Source organism: Lacipirellulaceae bacterium, from assembly GCA_040218535.1.
Classification (GTDB): Bacteria; Planctomycetota; Planctomycetia; order Pirellulales; family Lacipirellulaceae; genus Adhaeretor.
The window spans coordinates 12,905-29,910 of the sequence record JAVJRG010000009.1; the positions used below are offsets into that span (position 1 = coordinate 12,905).

The window sequence follows — 17,006 nt, forward strand, 5'->3', positions numbered from 1 at the left end:
ACTCTTGGTATTTGTTTCGCCGCCGAACTTTATGGACACGACTAAACGCATCCTCGTTCCCCTTGACTTCAGCCATTGTTGTTCGATCGCTTTGTCGAAGGCATTGCATTACGCGGATGAACATCATGCGAGGCTTTTCTTGCTTCATGTGCTGACGGCATTGCCCCACACACAATCCACAACGCAATCGCATAGCGAAGAGTCGCGCCTCATCAAGGCGGAATTGGATAAGTTGATCTTGCCTAGGGGAGAGCGCAAATACGACCTGATTCGAGAAGTAAGAGTTGGCTGCCCCGCTGAACAGATCGTCGAGTACGCCAAAGAGGAGGGGATCGACCTCATTATCATGGGCACTCATGGGCGATCTGGAAGCTCGACCGAAACGCTAGGAACCGTTGCGGCCCGCGTCGTCCGGGACGCGCCATGTGCCGTCATGACCGTACGTTCTAGTGATCCCGTGTCGCAAGAAGCGGCGCCCGTTGACTTTGAAGAAATCAAAGTCCCACGGGAGGAATTACCTCCTTGCCTTGACCTCGTGGAACGTGGCGTTTCTTTGCGGGCGACAGATATCCACATCGATCCATTGGACGAAGACTTCGAAGTGCGGATGCGAATCGATGGTCGCCTGCAACATTACTGCAATCTGAGTCACGGCATTGGCCGTCATATCATCGGTCAGCTGAAAACGCTTACCGACCTACCAATGACGGACAGTCTCCACACTTGGGAAGGGCGTTTGCATCTGCCGCGTCGACTCAATGAGCTTGAAGTACGCATGACCTCATCACCGGTGGCTGGAGGCGAAGCTTTGGCCCTGAGGATCCTTGATCGCAAGCACGCCTTGCGTCCGCTTCAAGAATTAGGACTCAGTACCGAAGCTGAGCAGGACGTAAGGCGAATGATCTCTCACAGAGAAGGGCTCGTGCTAGTTGTTGGTCCGACCAACTCTGGCAAGACAACGACTGTTTACTCGATCCTCAGCGAACTGAACGACAAGCAACAGAATATCATTTCGATCGAAGATCCTGCTGAGGTATCGGTCCCATTTGTACGCCAACTGACCGTGGATAGCAATCACGGGAGGACGATGGCAAGTGGTTTACAGACGGTTCTCCGGATGGACCCTGATGTCATCTTCGTTGGAGAAGTACGCGACCCAACAACGGCTAGCCTAACAATGCGGGCTGCTAGCTCCGGACAATACGTCCTGAGCACACTTCATGCCCGCGACGCTGCGTCAGCAGTGACGGCACTTCGTGATCTCGACCTTGATGGGCGGTCAATCGCTGGGCATCTGACAGGCGTCATTAGCCAACGGCTTATTCGCCGAGTCTGCAAAGAGTGTGCTGTGAAGCGCGCCTGCACTGAGGAGGAGAAGCAGCTGTACCAGCAACACCAGCTACCTGTTCCTGAGTCTGTCTTGGATGCGAGGGGATGCGACACATGCCGCGATACGGGATATCTCGGAATGACGGGAGTCTTTGAAGCAGTCGTTCTGAGCGGTGAATTGAAATCGGCGATCGAGGGTGGGCACTCAGAAGAGGAACTGAGGGCGCAATTGATCGAGAACGATAAAACCTCGATTACGGTGGATGCACTTCGCAAAGCAGCTTCCCACATCACGAGCCTTAGCGAAGCGACACAGCTTCGCTGGAATCACAGCAACAATCCTCTTAGCAGTGAGGAGATACCTCGATGAACAGTATCGACCTAGATAGCCGTGACTCCATTGTTCATGGTGAGCACCTTTTCTGGCACGAAGAGAATCTGCGTTGGGAAAAGGATGCGTTGGAATGGCAACAAGAGATGACCAAATCGATGGAACGACTAAAGCAGCTAGAGCTGCTGATTAAAGCGAACAGTCGTGCTGTTGGCGACCACGTTCTGGCAATTGATGAGAACGAACGAGCCCTGAGAGAACACGATAATTGCCTACAAGACATTCCCGGCGACCTCAAAGACCCATTAGCCCGAGAACGATTCCGTGAGCAGCACGAAGCGCAGCGAGCTAAGCACGTAGCTCAACGAATCAAGCACGAAGAACTTAGGAAAGAACTCTACCAGCTGTGGGCGAAGATGCACGCTTTGACGAATTAGCCTGAAGCTACCTAGGGGGCGTATCAGAACTTTTAGGTATACGTTTTCCAGGTCACTATATCCGAAAGTAAATCATGACTACCAAGCAATCTAACCTCCTGTGCGAGCTCTTCTTGCAAGATCATAAAGATTTCACACGCAAGTTGAATTGCCTTGTAGAGCAACTAGATCAAGGAAGCCTTGCTGCGGCAAAGCGAACTGCCTTCGAGCTCGATGTCTTGGCTGGCCCCCATGTCGCCTTTGAGGAAGAAGTGCTTTATCCCGTAACGGGCAAGGCTCAAGGGACGCCATTTCAAACTAGGTTGCTGCGGGAACATGATCAAACTCAAGCGGGATTAGTGCGTTTGCTATCCGCAAACGAAGACGAACTCAACGACCCTGGCTTCGTGAAAGCAGTCGCTGATGCCTTGCGAAAGGGACTGGAGCACGCGGAAAGCTGTGGGACTCTGGTCAGCCACCTGGGGATGCTTTCCAAGGAGGAAGAGTCGAAAGCTGCTCAGCGTTTTAAGGAACTCAAAGAGGAGGAGCGTCGTTGGACCGAGCTCCCAAGGTGAAAGTTATGTGCCGACTCTATGGACTACTTGCTAACGAACCCACGAAAGTAGAATGCACCTTAGTGCACGCACAAAATGCTCTTCTCCACCAGAGCCGTTCTGACTTAAGAGGGCACACGCACTCGGATGGTTGGGGAATCGGGTGCTATGCGAATTCCAAACCAACTTGCGAGCGCCGAGCGACTGCGGCCCATGAGGATCTGTGGTTCAGTGCAACTGCCGAGAGGACTTACTCGCAAGCGGTCGTCGCTCACGTACGACGAGCGACCGTCGGAAACCCAAGCTTAGAGAACTCCCATCCCTTTGTTTATGGTTGCTGGACGTTTGCCCATAATGGCACGCTGGCCAACTTCAAGCTGCACGAGCATCAACTTGCCGAGGAGATCAGCAGTTCACTGCTTGGCTGTCGTCATGGCAGCACTGACAGCGAGCTGATCTTCTTGTGGCTCTTAAGTCTTTTCGAGAATGAGGGCATCTCACTTCGCGCCGCTAATGCGGATGCCAGCCGCTCGATTGAGATTGTCTCAAGTGCCTTGTCTCAACTCGAATCATGGTCTGCAGAAATTACGTCGGAGAAAATGAATAAGCTGAACTTCGTTCTAACGAATGGAGAGTTCTTACTGGCGACTCGCTGGAACCACACCCTCTACTACACGGAGCGAATCGGTGTTCACGACTGCGAAATCTGTGGCATCCCTCATATTCAACATGCACGCGACCACGAATATCGGGCCTGCGTCGTTGCCTCTGAGCCTATCTCCGACGAGCCATGGAAGCTGGTCCCCAATCACTCAATTCTACTAGCTGACAGCAAAGTTAGACCCTGTATTTACCCTGCTGACTAGCCATGAACGTGCCATCATTCACAGTTGTGAAGCAATATGAACCTAAAGTTGGGGAAGAACGGTTAGGCTCGGCCATTGACCTTGCAGACCAGATACTCAAAGAGCGGCCTTCCCTGCGGCTAACGAGTGAATTCCAAGCCTTGGTCCCAGAGCGTATTAGTCCGGCTCCTACTTTACATCTCGATGACCTTTCAGAAATTCGACGACTCAAGTCTCTTAGCAATGCTTGTTACTTCCAAGAACGTGCACGGCTTCGTGCTTCGGAAGATGACATGGTTGCAGTTTGCGGACCGGAGACTGCAGCGTACGAGGATTATTGCCGCGAACAGTTGGGGCTGGGAAGCGTTCGGTGGCTTCATCCGAAGCCTCGTGCCAGATTAGATCAACTAGCCGGGGCATGCTGGGAAGATGATGTTGTCCGAACCGAACTGATTTGTCGGGTTCTTAGCGATGAACTCGTTTACCTGCATCCCCACATGGGTTGTTTACCCGTCTGGGAACTCGCTTCCCTCCTTAGCCACGAATCCGGGAGGAGCATTCAAGTCATTGCCCCGCCACCCCAACTAACGGCCTGGGTAAACAACAAACTCGAATTCGCTACCATCGTTCAAAAGCTTTTAGGAGAGCGATATGTTCCGAGGACCGTCTCCGCTGGCTGCTATGCCACGCTAGCAGACCGCGTGATGGAAATCACTTCGTCTTGCAAAACGATTGGAATCAAAGTTACGAATTCAGCAGGAGGCAAAGGCATTGCCATTCTGGATGGGGCTAGCTTGCACAATCAGACTTTGAGCGGGCTTCGTACTCATCTGCAGTCGGAACTTGAATCTTTCCAATGGGATGGCCAGTCTGAACTGATTATCAACTGCTGGGAGACGGCGATTGCCTGCTCACCCTCGGCTCAGTTGTGGATTCCGCCTCCACAACAAGGGGGACCGATAATCGAAGGCATTTTCATGCAAGCCATGTCTGATCGACTTACCGACTTCAAGGGGAGCGAAGCTGCCGTTCTTCCTGAACCGCAAATGCAGGAAATCGTCGACAAAAGTTATCTAATTAGTTTGCTCTTTCAGCGGCTTGGCTATATGGGTAGGTGCTCGTTCGACCTCTTACTGGTAGGTGACGGTCTAGAAGACAGTCGCGTTGAATTTATCGAGTGCAATGGTAGATGGGGAGGAACCTCGGCTCCGATGACGCTGATGAACCGCTTGTTCGATGATTGGAAGGAGCAACCTTACATCAGTCGCATAGTTACGGTGAATCATCTCAGCTCAGTGGGATTCAGCGAATTGAAGGACTCGCTAACGGACATTCTCTACAGTCAATCAGCAAAAAACGGTCGCGTTATCATCATCCTGCCAGGACGTGTTGCTTTCTGTAGTGAGATTGAATTGATCATTCTTGGTTCGACAACTATTGAAGCGAAAGAGTTCTTAGATGGTGTGATTCTGCCGAGGCTTCATAGGCTTGTCGACGACTACGATTTGGCTAGCGGCATCCACTGATCTTGGGGCAATGGCAAGAAGGGTAGGACACTGCAGGGATGGACGCTCGGCTCCGTGTTCAGCTTCGTTCAGAAAGCTGATGTTCGATCCACGCACTAATTCCATGGATCAATTCTGAAGAGTGATCCAATCTGCAGAATTCTTCATACGCACGATCCAACGCCGCCAAGCAGGCAAACGCTCGATCTCCCTTGAATTCGCTGAGAGCAGCTCGAAGGTCTTCCATGGCATAAATCCATTGGATCGCAGCCTTCGCCGGATGACTGGGATCGTCCACATAGTTTCTCGCAACTTCCCAGTAGGCAAACCGCGCACAACAGTCAGCAAGAGATTCTTGGAGTCCCAATGTGATCGCCTCTTGAAACAGTTGGTGGACACTGGTTTTTGCTGTGCTCAGTTCACTCATCGGATTCCTCGACGATTCTTTGCGGTAACGATTCCAGGTGGAGAGCATTACGCATCTCTGTGAAAACTTATGGTCATCACACGCAAAAGCTGTACCACGACTTGGCGAACAATGCTGACCAAAACGCGAAAAGTATCACCGACTCACCGTGCGAAATAGCACACCACCTGTCACTCTGCACACTGGTCTCTTGAGCAGCAACGGAGATTCTGACAGTAGATGTCGTGAGAAACATCACATGCGCAGGGATGCTTCTCGGCACACGCTTTGCGATTTAGTGGTAGAAACGCATGTTTCGAATCTGGCAAAGAAGTGGTGATTGTTCATGAAGATTCTCATGCTAACCAACACGTATCTCCCTCATGTTGGTGGAGTCGCTCGTAGCGTCCAGCAATTCGCAGCAGAGTTTCGCGACCTAGGTCATAAAGTATTGGTCGTCGCTCCCAGTTTCGATGATGACAGCGACCAAGACGACGAGGTGGTCAGAGTACCAGCGATTAAGCATTTCGGAGGCTCGAGTTTCTCAATCCCTCTTCCTATCCCCGGACTGCTTAGCGATCGGATCGATGCATTTCAGCCTGAACTGATCCACTCGCATCATCCCTTCCTCTTGGGTGATACGGCATTGAGAATCGCCTCCTCAAGGAACTTGCCTCTCGTTTTTACGAACCACACGGTCTATGCGAAATATGCGCACTATGTGGTTAGCAATTCAGAGGCTCTCAAGGCATTTGTCACCGATCTGGCGACAGGCTACTGCAATCTCTGTGACGCGGTCGTTGCACCTAGTAGCTCGATCAAGCAGATGCTGATCAAGAATGGCGTTGAGCGGCCGATCGAAGTGATCCCAACTGGCGTTGACTTGAAGAAGTTCACCCTGGGAGACAGAAAGGGATTTCGAGAGAATCATGCCATCCCAGATAGGGCTTTCCTGGTGGGACATGTGGGTCGGCTGGCACCCGAGAAGAGTATCGCCTTCCTTGCCGAGGCTGTGGCTGAGTTTGTCGCGTCCAACAAGAGATCTTGGTTCCTGGTCGCGGGAACCGGTCCATGTGATGAGGAGATCCTTTCGACCTTCATCAAAAAGGGAGTGGCAGATCGACTTGTGATTCTCGGGGAATTGCCGAGTCAGGAGCTCGTAGACGCGTACTACGCAATGGATACGTTTGCCTTCGCCTCCCTTTCTGAGACTCAGGGGATGGTAGTCACTGAAGCAATGGCAGCGGGCACTCCTGTCGTGGCTATTGATGGGCCGGGTGTTAGGGAAGCCGTCCGAAATGGAATGAATGGTCTTCTATTACCAACGCAGGAGGTGTCGAGTTTCTCTGCTGCGCTACGTTCCATCGAGAGCCTGGGCGACGAAGCTCTAAGTCGAATGAAAATAGGTGCCCTTGCGACCGCTAGCGAATCTTCAATGACAGTAAGTGCTGAGCGAACTCTCAAGCTCTACGATCGGCTTCTAAATCAAGAAACTTTGCAGCATCACCAAGATGCCTGGACTTTCCTGGGCCATCGCGTAACTCAAGAATGGAAACTCTGGGAGAACATGCTGCTCGCAGCCGGTGACGCCCTACTCAAACACGAAAGCGTCGCCGAGCCATGTATGTAAAGTGGACAGGCTGGTTTCCTCGGATTCGACGATGGTTCAGCCGGGGCGAGTTGGCAAGACGCATCCTCAAAGTGCCGCGAATTCCGGGTCAATCCGAAGCGGATGGCTTGATCCTTATCCAGATCGATGGTCTTTCCAAGAGCGAACTCGAACTAGCGATCACCTACGGGAGGGTGCCGTTCTTGAGACGGCTCCTCAAGCGTGAGCGATACCGCCTTCACACGATGTACTCTGGTGTCCCCTCGACAACACCAAGTGTCCAAGCAGAGCTGTTCTACGGCGTAAGGTGTGCCGTGCCAGCCTTTAGTTATCGCTCATCTGCCTTAAAGAGAGCAGTGAGGATGGCAGAGCCAGAGGCGGCAGAAATCGTTGAGACGAAGATATCTAAAAGCCGTGAGGGGCTCCTTGATTCGGGGAGTGCCTACTGCGATGTCTACAGTGGCGGAGCATCTGAGACGCATTTTTGTGCACAGAACCTGGGGTGGGGAGGTTTTGTTCGATCGGTCAGTCCGGTACGAATGTTGATGTTGGTAACTCTTTACGCTTGGAGTCTAGTGAGGGCTATTGGACTTGCTCTTGCGGAACTCTTCCTAGCACTAAGAGATTTCGTGACAGGGAAATTAAACGGAAGTGAACTCTGGCATGAGTTGCTCTTCATCCCATCCAGAGTGAGTGTTGGGGTCCTGCTCAGAGAACTTGTTGCAGCGGGGGTGGCACTAGATATAGCCCGAGGCGTTCCAAGAATTCACTGCAATTTTTTGGGCTACGACGAACAGGCTCATCGACGTGGCCCCAGTTCAAAACTCGCAAGATGGAGCCTCAGGGGAATTGATCGCGTTGTCAGGTTGATCTGGAAAGCAGCGCATCGCTCACCACACCGGCACTACGATGTTTGGATCTACTCCGATCATGGGCAAGAAGCGACGGCTCCGTACGAGCAGAAGTATGGTCGTACGATTCAAGAGGCGATTGGAAGAGTCGTCTCCGAGGTCCAACGCGTTGAATTTCGTCTACCAACCAAGGCGTTGCGTCACCCCGGAATCGACCGCTCGCGTTGGATCGGCGGGGGACGCATCGCGAGAGCAATATTTGATCGTGAGCCACCACACGGCGAAACGACAGACGAATTGCCGGTTGTGGTCGCGAATGGCCCTATTGGGCTGGTCTATTTGTCGCACTCTGCTTCAGAGGAAGAAATAAGGAAGCTTGCCAGAGCGATAGTCGACGGTACAGGATGCCCGATTGTGCTAACGGCAAAGGCGGATGGTAAAGCCATCGCTCACAGAAGGTCAGGCGAGTACCTATTGCCAGAACAAGCAAGCAGCGTGTTGGGCGAGGGACATCCGTTTCTCAGAGAAGCAGCAGAAGATCTCGTTCGCTTGGTGCATCACCCTGACTCTGGGGACCTAGTCTTGAGCGGTTGGAACCCCAAGGGAGAGCCACTCTCATTCGCGCTCCAGCACGGAGCGCATGGCGGTCCTGGTGCAGCAGAGACAAACGCTTTTGTTCTCGCACCACCCGATACTCGACTTGAGGCGAAGGGTGGAAACGTGCTAAGGCCCAACGACCTCAGGAACGCAGGACTAGCTCATCTGTGCGAGCGGAATGGCTTTTCTATTTCCAAGGCAACGGAGCGTTCTAACACCGGTTTTCGTCCTCGTTTCCGCATGCTGACCTACAACGTCCATAGCTGCATCGGTATGGACAATCGCCTCTCACCAGCACGAATAGCACGCGTGATCGCTCGCAGTCAGGCGGACGTCGTCGCACTCCAAGAGCTAGATGTGGTGCGAAAACGAACCGGACATATCGATCAAGCGCATGAGATCGCACGGCACTTGGAAATGGAATTCCACTTCCATCCAGCTTGGTCTCTCGAAGAGGAGCTCTACGGGGATGCGATCCTCAGCCGTTATCCGATGCGGCTCGTCAAAGCCGACAAGTTGCCGAATTCACTCACAGGGAGTCACGAGCCCCGTGGTGCTCTTTGGGTCGAGATCATGCTCGGTGAGGATCGAATCCAGATTATCAACACTCATCTCGCGGTAAATTCACGCATCCATGCAATTCAGATAGAAGAACTCGCAGGTCAGAACTGGCTGGAAAGTGCGCTCGAAAGAGGTCCAACCATCCTCTGCGGAGACTTCAACTTCGGACCGCGCTCGCCACACTACAAACGGTTGTGTAAAAAACTATCGGACTCCCAAAGCGTAGCGGGTCGTCCCTCTCCTACTTGGTTCAGTTGGAAGCCGATGAGAAGAATCGACCACATTATGATCTCACGAAAGCTTTATGTTACAAGTGCGTACGTCTGGGCGGATCATCTCGCACGGCAAGCCTCTGACCACTTACCCTTAGTCGTTGATCTTCAATTGAAAGCTGAGAGCTTCAGTGCAGACATGAATGCCCCTTCAGAATATGTGGCACCAGATTCCAACGCTTACTGAACTCTGATTATGTTCAATAGTATCCGGATGTAATACATCATACCGATCCTCAAATAAGAGATAATGGACATCACCAAAACTCACTGATTCCTGTACCCCATTAGGGCAGGACTAAGCCATGCGAAATCATTACCATCAGTCGAGAAAGGGCAACGGAGATGCGAATAGGGCATCGCACCACGACTTACTAGAGAGCGACATTGAGAAGCAAGTTGCAATCCATGGTTCGAACGAGCAGGCCATCTTGCCCATTCTGCAAACACTGGCCAACACCAGTGTAGATCCTACCAGCAACCAACTAAATGAAGTGTCTGCTGCCACACGAACTCCGCCAGCTCAAGTCGCGGGAATTCAGTCGTTTTACACGATGCTTTCAGGCTCCGAAGGAGCGAAGATTCCTGTTCGCGTTTGTGATGGTCCTGTTTGCATGGCGCTTGGAGCAGCAGATTTTCGGAAAGCTCTCGAGGCAATCGATCGCGGGCAAGAGCGATTTCGAATCTGCCGCACGAGTTGCCTGGGCTTGTGTGACCGAGCTCCAGCAGCCTTGGTCGGAATTCATCCATGTGGTCCGCTCTCGCAGGAGGAGTTGCCTCACAGCCTCATAGTTCCCCAGAGAAGTAGCTTCACGTATTCGCAACCTCTCACTCACGAACACCGAGTAGCTATGGCTCGGCTACAACCATCGAGTGAACAAAATCCTAATGGCGGCATTCCGAAAGAAGCTTATAGATCACTCGAATCGGCACTTTCTCAGCCAAGTGAACAGGTATTGAAAGAGATTGAGGACGCCGGACTACGCGGTTGTGGGGGGGCTGGCTTTCCTACTGCCCAAAAATGGCGGATGGTAGCACAAACCGGGGCGAAACAGAAATTCGTCATCTGCAATGCCGATGAGTCAGAGCCAGGTGCCTTCAAAGATCGAGTTCTCATGGAGGGAGATCCCCACTTAGTCATTGAAGGCATGGCGCTGACAGCTTACGCAGTTGGAGCAAACGAAGGAATCGTTTATGTGCGTGGCGAATACGAGCAAAGTGCGACGCAAATTGAACGAGCGATAGAGCAGGCCCGCCAAGCTGGGTGGCTTCGAAATCGCCTCGGAGATTCTGAATTCCTCTTTGATGTTCACGTTCATCGTGGCGCAGGTGCGTATATCTGTGGAGAGGAAACGGCTCTGCTCGAATCTCTTGAGGGGCACCGCGGTGAACCAAGGTTACGACCGCCTTATCCCACAACTCAGGGATACCTGGGCCAACCAACGGTCGTAAACAATGTTGAAACCCTCTGCTTGGTCCCGCCGATCGTGCAGAGAGGTGGAGCCTGGTATCGGAACATTGGTCACCGTGGAACTTCGGGTACGAAAGTCTTAACGTTGTCGGGCCACATCAAGCGTGCTGGTGCCTTTGAAGCACCCCTCGGCTTGACCGTCAGGGAGGCGATCGACTGGTTCGGCGCTGGGATGCGAGAAGGCAGTCGATTCAAAATGGCGCTCACCGGAGGTGCTGCCGGCACATTCGTACCCGCTGATTTACTTGATACACCGCTCGACTATGGGGCAATTGAAGAAGGAGTTGCCTTAGGGTCGGGGGTTATTATGGTATTCGACGAGTCGATCTCTGCGGTCGATACTCTAAGCTGGGTATTGAAGTTTTTCCGCAATGAGTCTTGTGGGAAGTGCACTCCTTGTCGTGAAGGATCATCAGTCGCTTGCAACATCGTTGATCGCATCGCTCATGGCAACGGATGCTCAGGCGATTTCTCTCGGCTGAGGCAGCTAGCACGGATGCTCGATTTAACCTCTCTCTGTGGTCTGGGAAAATCGATAGCTCTGCCAATTGGTAGTGCCCTAAATCATTTCGCTGAAGATTTCTTGGTACGAGGTGCATCATGATGCCACCTGCAGAAACAGTGAGAGTTTGTATTGACGGTCACGAGAGTCGCGTCGATGCAAACATCTCGATCCTAGAAGCTGCCAGAAAGTTGGACATTGAGATTCCCACACTTTGCTACCACAAAGATCTTTCTGTGGTTGGCTCATGCCGACTTTGTCTCGTCGAGATTGAGGGTCGTGAGGGGCAGTATCCTGCCTGCGCTGAATCGGTTCAGGACGGGATGGAAGTCTTTACCGAGTCATCCGATCTTTCTGAGTCCCGACGATTCGTTCTCGAGATGTTGCTATCCAACTACCTTAGCGAACAACTGGAAGCAAACCATTCCGCTTCCGAGTTCTTACGTTGGGTCAGGCAATACCAAGCGAAAAGCCCTCCTGAAAGCTCTTCTCCGACGCATCATCCCGTTGATGCGGACTCCAACCCCTTTATTAGAGTCGACCTCAACAAATGCATTCTCTGCACTCGCTGCGTTCGTGCTTGCGCGGAAGTACAAGGGCGATTCGTCTTGGGAGTCGCTGAGCGTGGACCGGAAACCAGAATCATCGCAGGGCTTGGCACGGACCTACTTGACGCGCGCTGCGAGTCCTGCGGAGCCTGCTCAGCCTATTGTCCTACGGAGGCACTCATTGATCGTGACAAGTTTGAGTCGGATTCTCCGGACCGATTGGTCAGGACAACGTGTGGCTATTGTGGAGTTGGCTGCCAGTTCAACCTCAACGTGAAAGAGCAGCGTGTCATAAGCGTTACTTCACACCCAGACGCACCAGTGAACGGCATGTCGCTTTGTGTCAAAGGAAGATACGGATACGACTTTCTGCATCACAACCAGCGGTTGAAGCAACCAAAGATTCGCCGCTACCTCCTTGATGACATCGCATTCACCCGTCGTCCCAACGACAGGGGACCTTGGATGGAGGTCGATTGGGAAACAGCAATTGATCTAGTCGCCCGAAAGTTGGCTGCGATTAAGAGTCAATCTGGAGCAGATGCACTAGGATTCCTCTCCTCGGCGAAGTGCACCAATGAGGAGAACTATCTCGTCCAGAAACTGGCACGCCAACTCATCGGTACAAACAATGTCGATCACTGTGCACGGCTCTGCCACTCGTCGACAGTCGCTGGCTTAGGAATGGCGTTTGGGAGCGGTGCGATGAGTAATTCGATGGATGACGTTGTTCAGGAAGCAAAAGCAATGCTGATCATCGGTTCCAACACCACGGAGCAGCATCCTGTGTTTGGTGCAATGATTAGGCAGTCGGTGCTGCGTCGGAAGGCCAAACTCATTGTCGCTGATCCTCGAATGATCGATATGACGGAGTTTGCAACGGTGCACTTGCGGCAAAGACCTGGCACGGATGTCGCACTTATCAATGGAATCATGCACCTTGCCATCAAGAATGACTGGCATAATCAGGACTTCATTGAGCAACGCTGCAAAGGCTTTGAAGAACTGAAAGCAATGCTAGAAGCCTATCCGCCTGAGCGTGTTTCGCAGATAACCGGTATCCCTGAGAGGCGACTCTGCGAAGCGGCAGAAATACTCTGTACCAACCGTCCTATGGCTGTGATTTGGGCGATGGGGATTACTCAGCACACCACGGGAGTCTTCAACGTTCTCTCATTAGCAAACTTGCAGATGTTGCTAGGAAATATGGGCATCCCCGGTGGGGGAGTCAATCCGCTGCGTGGCCAAAACAACGTTCAGGGCGCCTGCGACATGGGAGCGCTACCCAACGTCTACCCTGGCTATCAGCCTGTTAATGATGAGCAGACCTACAAGAAATTCGTCGAAGCTTGGTCACTTCAAGACAATGGCAACGGTGGAGAAGCTCGATTTGGACTATCCCAGAGCAGCGGATTGACGGTTACCGAACTAATTGAGGCAGCAGGCGAGAATAAGATTAGGGGGCTCTACATCCTCGGTGAAGACCCGGCCATGACGGAGCCCAACGTCAATCATGCGGTGGATTGTTTACAACGGGCGGAGTTCACTGTCCTGCAGGAAATCTTTCCCTCAGAGACCTCAAAGTATGCAGACGTGCTACTGCCTGGGGCAGCTTTCGCAGAGAAGAATGGCACGTTTACGAATACCGAACGTAGGATCCAACCGGTACGTAAAGCGATTGATCCGCCTGGAGCTGCTTTGCCAGATTGGCAGGTCTTAGCACGACTTGGAACATCCCTGCAAAGAGAGCTGGACTATTACCCCCATGGCACGCAATCGGGGTGGGAATATCAGGATGCTGCTGAAGTGCTCGCAGAAATCAACACGCTGACACCGTCCTATGCAGGTGTCACCTGGAACCGCGTGGATGCCGGAGAAAGACTACAGTGGCCCGTCCTTTCTGAATCCCACGATGGGACACCGATTCTGCACGTCGAAAAGTTTACTTGTGGGCTCGGAGAGTTTCATCCCGTTGAACACCTTCCTCCAGCTGAAATACCGGACGACGAGTATCCCCTGCTTCTGACCACAGGTCGGGTTCTTTATCACTGGCATGGTGGAGAGTTGACCAGGCGCAGCCAAGGGCTTTCTGCCGTGTATCCTAATCCAATAGTCGAAGTCTCTCACGAGGATGCTCGAAGAAGTCGCATCGCAGACGGGATGACTGTGTCGATTCAATCGCGACGAGGGATCCTAGTTGCTCGGGCAGCGGTGACTGATCGCGTTCCAGAAGGCCTCATCTTTGGGAGCTTCCATTTCCCAGGCTTGGGCAACGTAAACAATCTTACGATCTCAGCACTTGATCCCGTGGCAAAGATTCCCGAGTACAAAGTCTGCAGTGTCAGACTTCAGCCATACGATGAGGAGCAAGTTTCAGAGGCTGATTCCTAACCACTTATGTAGCCGATTGCCACTAACGCTGTTACCGAGAGGCATACGATCAGTAGAGCATCAGGCTCGAACAACCAGAAACGTTTCTCGGGCCGGTAGAGCAAACTCATCGCGGCGAGACTTGTAATGACAACGATGAAGCCTGCCGTCACGGAGTGAAAAGGATCGATTGCCTTCAGTAGACTGCCTGGCTCGTAGAAGGCATCAACAATTGGCAGTATGGCGACGTTAAAGCAGTTACTGCCGAAGACATTTCCAGCTGCAAGCTCATAGGCACCCAACCTAACGGCTGCCAAGGTGGTTACAATCTCGGGCAATGAGGTGGTCAGTGCCACCAAAATAGTCCCGACGAAAGTACCGCCCAAACCTGTTTCATGCGCTAAGGAGTCCGCAGTCCTTGCCAGATGGGGTGCCCCTACGAAAACGACCGCTCCCCCTAGGCAAAACAAGAACAAACTCTGCTTAACAGGAGGTGCTTTTTCACTCGATATTTCCTCCACCCCTGATTCTGCTTTTCGTGCAAGGTATTGGTCAATGAAGATGAGCCTCACAGAGAATAGATAGACGATCGCTACTGCCCACAAACCAAGGCCAATGCCCAGAAACTCTTTCTCGAAGGGCGAGAGAATTCCTAGTAGCACGATGCCCGTCAGCGCAATGCTGGTTGTTGCACTAAGAGCATGTGCCGCACAGACGGGAGATAGGATGCGAACCGGGCTTCGATGCGCAAGATCGATGATTCCTAGTATGAGCAGATTGAAAATCGAGCTTCCCAGGAGGTCGCCAACTGCCAGGTTAGGTGCTCTAATTCTTGCGGCGTTGCAATCGATCACCAACTCGGGAAGACTTGTTGCCGCAGCCAGTAGAAAGAAGCCAACGAGCGTTCCTCCTAGCTTTGTCCCCCGAGCGATCCGATCCGCTGAGGTCGCCAGTAGAATCCCGGACGCAACCATAAGTATGGCTAGCACTATGAACCGGATTGCTAGCTCAAGCATTTGATGCCTTCAGGATTTTCTGTCGAATGAGGTTACTGAAAGTAAGTGAAAGTCGGAGGCCCTACGGAAGATCATGGTGGGGTACTATTAGTATTGAGCAGCTTGCGAAGTTCAAGATGTGCTCGGAGGTGCTCCCAACGAGGAGCCGCGTCACTGGCCCGCTGTGATGGGCTCCAATGACGACAAGATCCATTTTCTCTTTCTCAGCATAATCCACGATTTGTGCTCCTGCGCTACCTGAGAGAACAACCGGCAGACTCTCGAGGAATGCCGCAGGTAACTCTCGGCAATGGTCTCGTAGTTGTTGCCTGAGTTCCTCAAACTCTCTGTCCTGCTGATCGATATACGCTTTTGCTATTGGGTCATTCTCGGCAGTTCGCGCTTCTTCTTCAATCCAGCTCGGTATGCCGTGCACAAACGGTGATTCCACGACATGCAGAATGCGTCCCTTCACATTCTCAGGAAATGAAAGACTCCCGAGCAAAGCATCAGCATCTCTATTCGCATCGATGCGGTCGTAGCATAGAAGGACTCGTAGAGATTCAAAGTGGTCTCGAGTACTGGGGCGTGCGATCAAGACGGGGATATCTGTGGAATGAACAACGGCTCGGCTGACGCTCCCGATCCTTGGCAGACCTAAACGATTCGTACCCCGAGCGCCGACAGCAATGAGGTCAGGGCGATGCGTCTTGATGGCTGCAAGAATTCCGGCTCGCGGCTTCTGCTGGCCGGTGATGGCCATCGAGTGCTCCGCTAGCTGCTGTGGCAGTAACTCGCGTGCATGTTCGAAGATTCTCTCAGCAAGCGAGGCCCTGGCCTGCTCAATGAGCTTCGAATCAGGGGACGACTGACCGTGGACAGTAATCTCCGGGGGCGAGTAATAGAAAATGACAAGATCGTCGTCTTGGGAAAGGAACTGACCTAACATCTCGACGGCAGCATCGCTGCCTGCTGACCCGTCGATAGCACATAACGCTTTCATTTTCGCGTCCCTCTTACTTTGTGGAAATCGTCCAAGAAATCATGCTGCCGAAGCACTCTTACTCAACCTAAGTCTCAAGTGGCCTCCTATTGCTGGAAAGCAAACAGTGCGCCAACGCGCCAAGAAACTCATTTGAAGAAGGTTAGCTCGAATACTAAGCCCCTCACCGCCACAGAACTGTGCAGATTGGCTTACCGGTGTGCGATACCGCTCACAACCCTTGCAACATGCCGAGAATCCCTCAGCCAGATGACTCGTGTTTGACTCCATTTGTAAGGGGTCGCATTGGCATGATCATTGCTTTCTTTCAACTGCGAATACGTCTTTAGGCTCAAGTATGGAGATTCGAAATGGCCGCTGGTGAATGGGACCATGAGCTATTCAAGGTCATCAAACGAAAGAATGAGGAACTCTACGACTCAATCGAAGCCGTTCGTCTGTTAGTGGCTGGACGATCCTACGAGAAGCTTGATCTAGAAAAGACGATGGACGAGCTGCATGACTTACTCGAGCTCCACTTCGAGATAGAAGAACGGGGCGGCTACTTAGCCGACCTTGTCAAGAATGAACCACGATACGAAGCACGGGTTGGTACTCTCTTGTCTGAGCATCGAGCTTTACTTGAACAGTGTGAGAAATTGCGACTGCTTGTTCGCTCGGGCGTCGAATCGCCCGCATTCCAGACCCGCATCGAGAGCGATTTCCACAAGTTCTTGTCGAGATTTCTTGCCCACGAACACGCAGAGCACCAACTCTTGCAGGGCGCGTTTAGCGACGACATTGGCTCCGGCGATTGACGACGTTCGCGAACGGTGACTCCCTCGACGTTTACTTTCACACT

13 protein-coding genes are annotated in these 17,006 nt (G+C 52.4%); 10 read left to right on the forward strand and 3 right to left on the reverse strand.

Features of this window, described 5'->3' with window-relative positions; genetic code table 11:
* The first annotated feature begins 31 nt into the window (after positions 1-31).
* The 5 genes from RIB44_11115 to RIB44_11135 all read left to right on the forward strand — a co-directional run bounded on the left by RIB44_11115 (position 32) and on the right by RIB44_11135 (position 5,001).
* Positions 32-1,699, forward strand: a complete 1,668-nt coding sequence (locus RIB44_11115; protein ID MEQ8617134.1) for an ATPase, T2SS/T4P/T4SS family — start codon at positions 32-34, stop codon at positions 1,697-1,699.
* A complete protein-coding gene (locus RIB44_11120) occupies positions 1,696-2,097 on the forward strand; it encodes a hypothetical protein (GenBank protein MEQ8617135.1) in 402 nt (133 codons plus the stop codon). Before RIB44_11115 ends, RIB44_11120 begins: the two co-directional genes overlap by 4 nt.
* Positions 2,098-2,171: 74 nt before the next feature.
* Positions 2,172-2,651, forward strand: a complete 480-nt coding sequence (locus tag RIB44_11125; GenBank protein MEQ8617136.1) for a hemerythrin domain-containing protein — start codon at positions 2,172-2,174, stop codon at positions 2,649-2,651.
* A 5-nt stretch (positions 2,652-2,656) separates the two neighbouring features.
* Positions 2,657-3,496, forward strand: a complete 840-nt coding sequence (locus RIB44_11130) for a class II glutamine amidotransferase (GenBank protein ID MEQ8617137.1) — start codon at positions 2,657-2,659, stop codon at positions 3,494-3,496.
* Positions 3,497-3,498: 2 nt separating this feature from the next.
* The gene (locus RIB44_11135) at positions 3,499-5,001 is read left to right on the forward strand and encodes a hypothetical protein (GenBank protein ID MEQ8617138.1); all 1,503 of its coding nucleotides are present in this window, start codon (positions 3,499-3,501) and stop codon (positions 4,999-5,001) included.
* A gap of 58 nt (positions 5,002-5,059) precedes the next feature.
* On the opposite strand, the gene RIB44_11140 is transcribed toward RIB44_11135, so the two are convergent.
* Positions 5,060-5,455 (reverse strand): hypothetical protein, encoded by a 396-nt coding sequence (locus tag RIB44_11140; protein MEQ8617139.1) that lies wholly within the window; start codon positions 5,453-5,455, stop codon positions 5,060-5,062.
* A 277-nt stretch (positions 5,456-5,732) separates the two neighbouring features.
* Between RIB44_11140 and RIB44_11145 the strand changes: the two genes are divergently transcribed.
* From RIB44_11145 to fdhF, 4 genes are all read left to right on the forward strand, one after another.
* Entirely contained in the window at positions 5,733-7,016 is a 1,284-nt protein-coding gene (locus RIB44_11145) for a glycosyltransferase (protein ID MEQ8617140.1), read from the forward strand.
* 845 nt (positions 7,017-7,861) lie between these two features.
* Complete coding sequence (locus RIB44_11150; protein ID MEQ8617141.1) at positions 7,862-9,463, forward strand: endonuclease/exonuclease/phosphatase family protein; 1,602 nt, start codon at positions 7,862-7,864, stop codon at positions 9,461-9,463.
* A gap of 664 nt (positions 9,464-10,127) precedes the next feature.
* Positions 10,128-11,351: an NADH-ubiquinone oxidoreductase-F iron-sulfur binding region domain-containing protein gene (locus tag RIB44_11155; GenBank protein MEQ8617142.1), complete on the forward strand. Its 1,224-nt coding sequence runs from the start codon at positions 10,128-10,130 to the stop codon at positions 11,349-11,351.
* Positions 11,348-14,188, forward strand: a complete 2,841-nt coding sequence (fdhF, locus tag RIB44_11160) for a formate dehydrogenase subunit alpha (protein MEQ8617143.1) — start codon at positions 11,348-11,350, stop codon at positions 14,186-14,188. Before RIB44_11155 ends, fdhF begins: the two co-directional genes overlap by 4 nt.
* Here the strand turns inward: fdhF and RIB44_11165 are convergent.
* Both RIB44_11165 and RIB44_11170 read right to left on the reverse strand, forming a co-directional pair.
* Positions 14,185-15,156, reverse strand: coding sequence for a hypothetical protein (locus RIB44_11165; protein ID MEQ8617144.1), 972 nt, complete (start codon positions 15,154-15,156; stop codon positions 14,185-14,187). The two genes, fdhF and RIB44_11165, sit on opposite strands and share 4 nt — an antisense overlap.
* An 88-nt stretch (positions 15,157-15,244) precedes the next feature.
* A complete protein-coding gene (locus RIB44_11170) occupies positions 15,245-16,165 on the reverse strand; it encodes a universal stress protein (GenBank protein ID MEQ8617145.1) in 921 nt (306 codons plus the stop codon).
* Between the two features lie 350 nt (positions 16,166-16,515).
* On the opposite strand from RIB44_11170, the gene RIB44_11175 reads away from it, so the two are divergent.
* Positions 16,516-16,962 carry a hemerythrin domain-containing protein gene (locus tag RIB44_11175; protein ID MEQ8617146.1) on the forward strand — a complete coding sequence of 149 codons (447 nt, stop codon included), beginning with the start codon at positions 16,516-16,518 and terminating at the stop codon, positions 16,960-16,962.
* Positions 16,963-17,006: the final 44 nt, after the last annotated feature.

What these genes read in the sequence shown, in the direction of transcription:
- RIB44_11115 (MEQ8617134.1), top strand. Translation starts at nt 32, where the DNA reads ATGGACACGACTAAACGCATCCTCGTTCCCCTTGACTTCAGCCATTGT.
- RIB44_11120 (MEQ8617135.1), top strand. Translation starts at nt 1,696, where the DNA reads ATGAACAGTATCGACCTAGATAGCCGTGACTCCATTGTTCATGGTGAG.
- RIB44_11170 (MEQ8617145.1), bottom strand. Translation starts at nt 16,165, where the DNA reads ATGAAAGCGTTATGTGCTATCGACGGGTCAGCAGGCAGCGATGCTGCC.
- RIB44_11145 (MEQ8617140.1), top strand. Translation starts at nt 5,733, where the DNA reads ATGAAGATTCTCATGCTAACCAACACGTATCTCCCTCATGTTGGTGGA.
- RIB44_11125 (MEQ8617136.1), top strand. Translation starts at nt 2,172, where the DNA reads ATGACTACCAAGCAATCTAACCTCCTGTGCGAGCTCTTCTTGCAAGAT.
- RIB44_11175 (MEQ8617146.1), top strand. Translation starts at nt 16,516, where the DNA reads ATGGCCGCTGGTGAATGGGACCATGAGCTATTCAAGGTCATCAAACGA.
- RIB44_11135 (MEQ8617138.1), top strand. Translation starts at nt 3,499, where the DNA reads ATGAACGTGCCATCATTCACAGTTGTGAAGCAATATGAACCTAAAGTT.
- RIB44_11155 (MEQ8617142.1), top strand. Translation starts at nt 10,128, where the DNA reads ATGGCTCGGCTACAACCATCGAGTGAACAAAATCCTAATGGCGGCATT.
- RIB44_11140 (MEQ8617139.1), bottom strand. Translation starts at nt 5,455, where the DNA reads ATGCTCTCCACCTGGAATCGTTACCGCAAAGAATCGTCGAGGAATCCG.
- fdhF (MEQ8617143.1), top strand. Translation starts at nt 11,348, where the DNA reads ATGATGCCACCTGCAGAAACAGTGAGAGTTTGTATTGACGGTCACGAG.
- RIB44_11130 (MEQ8617137.1), top strand. Translation starts at nt 2,657, where the DNA reads ATGTGCCGACTCTATGGACTACTTGCTAACGAACCCACGAAAGTAGAA.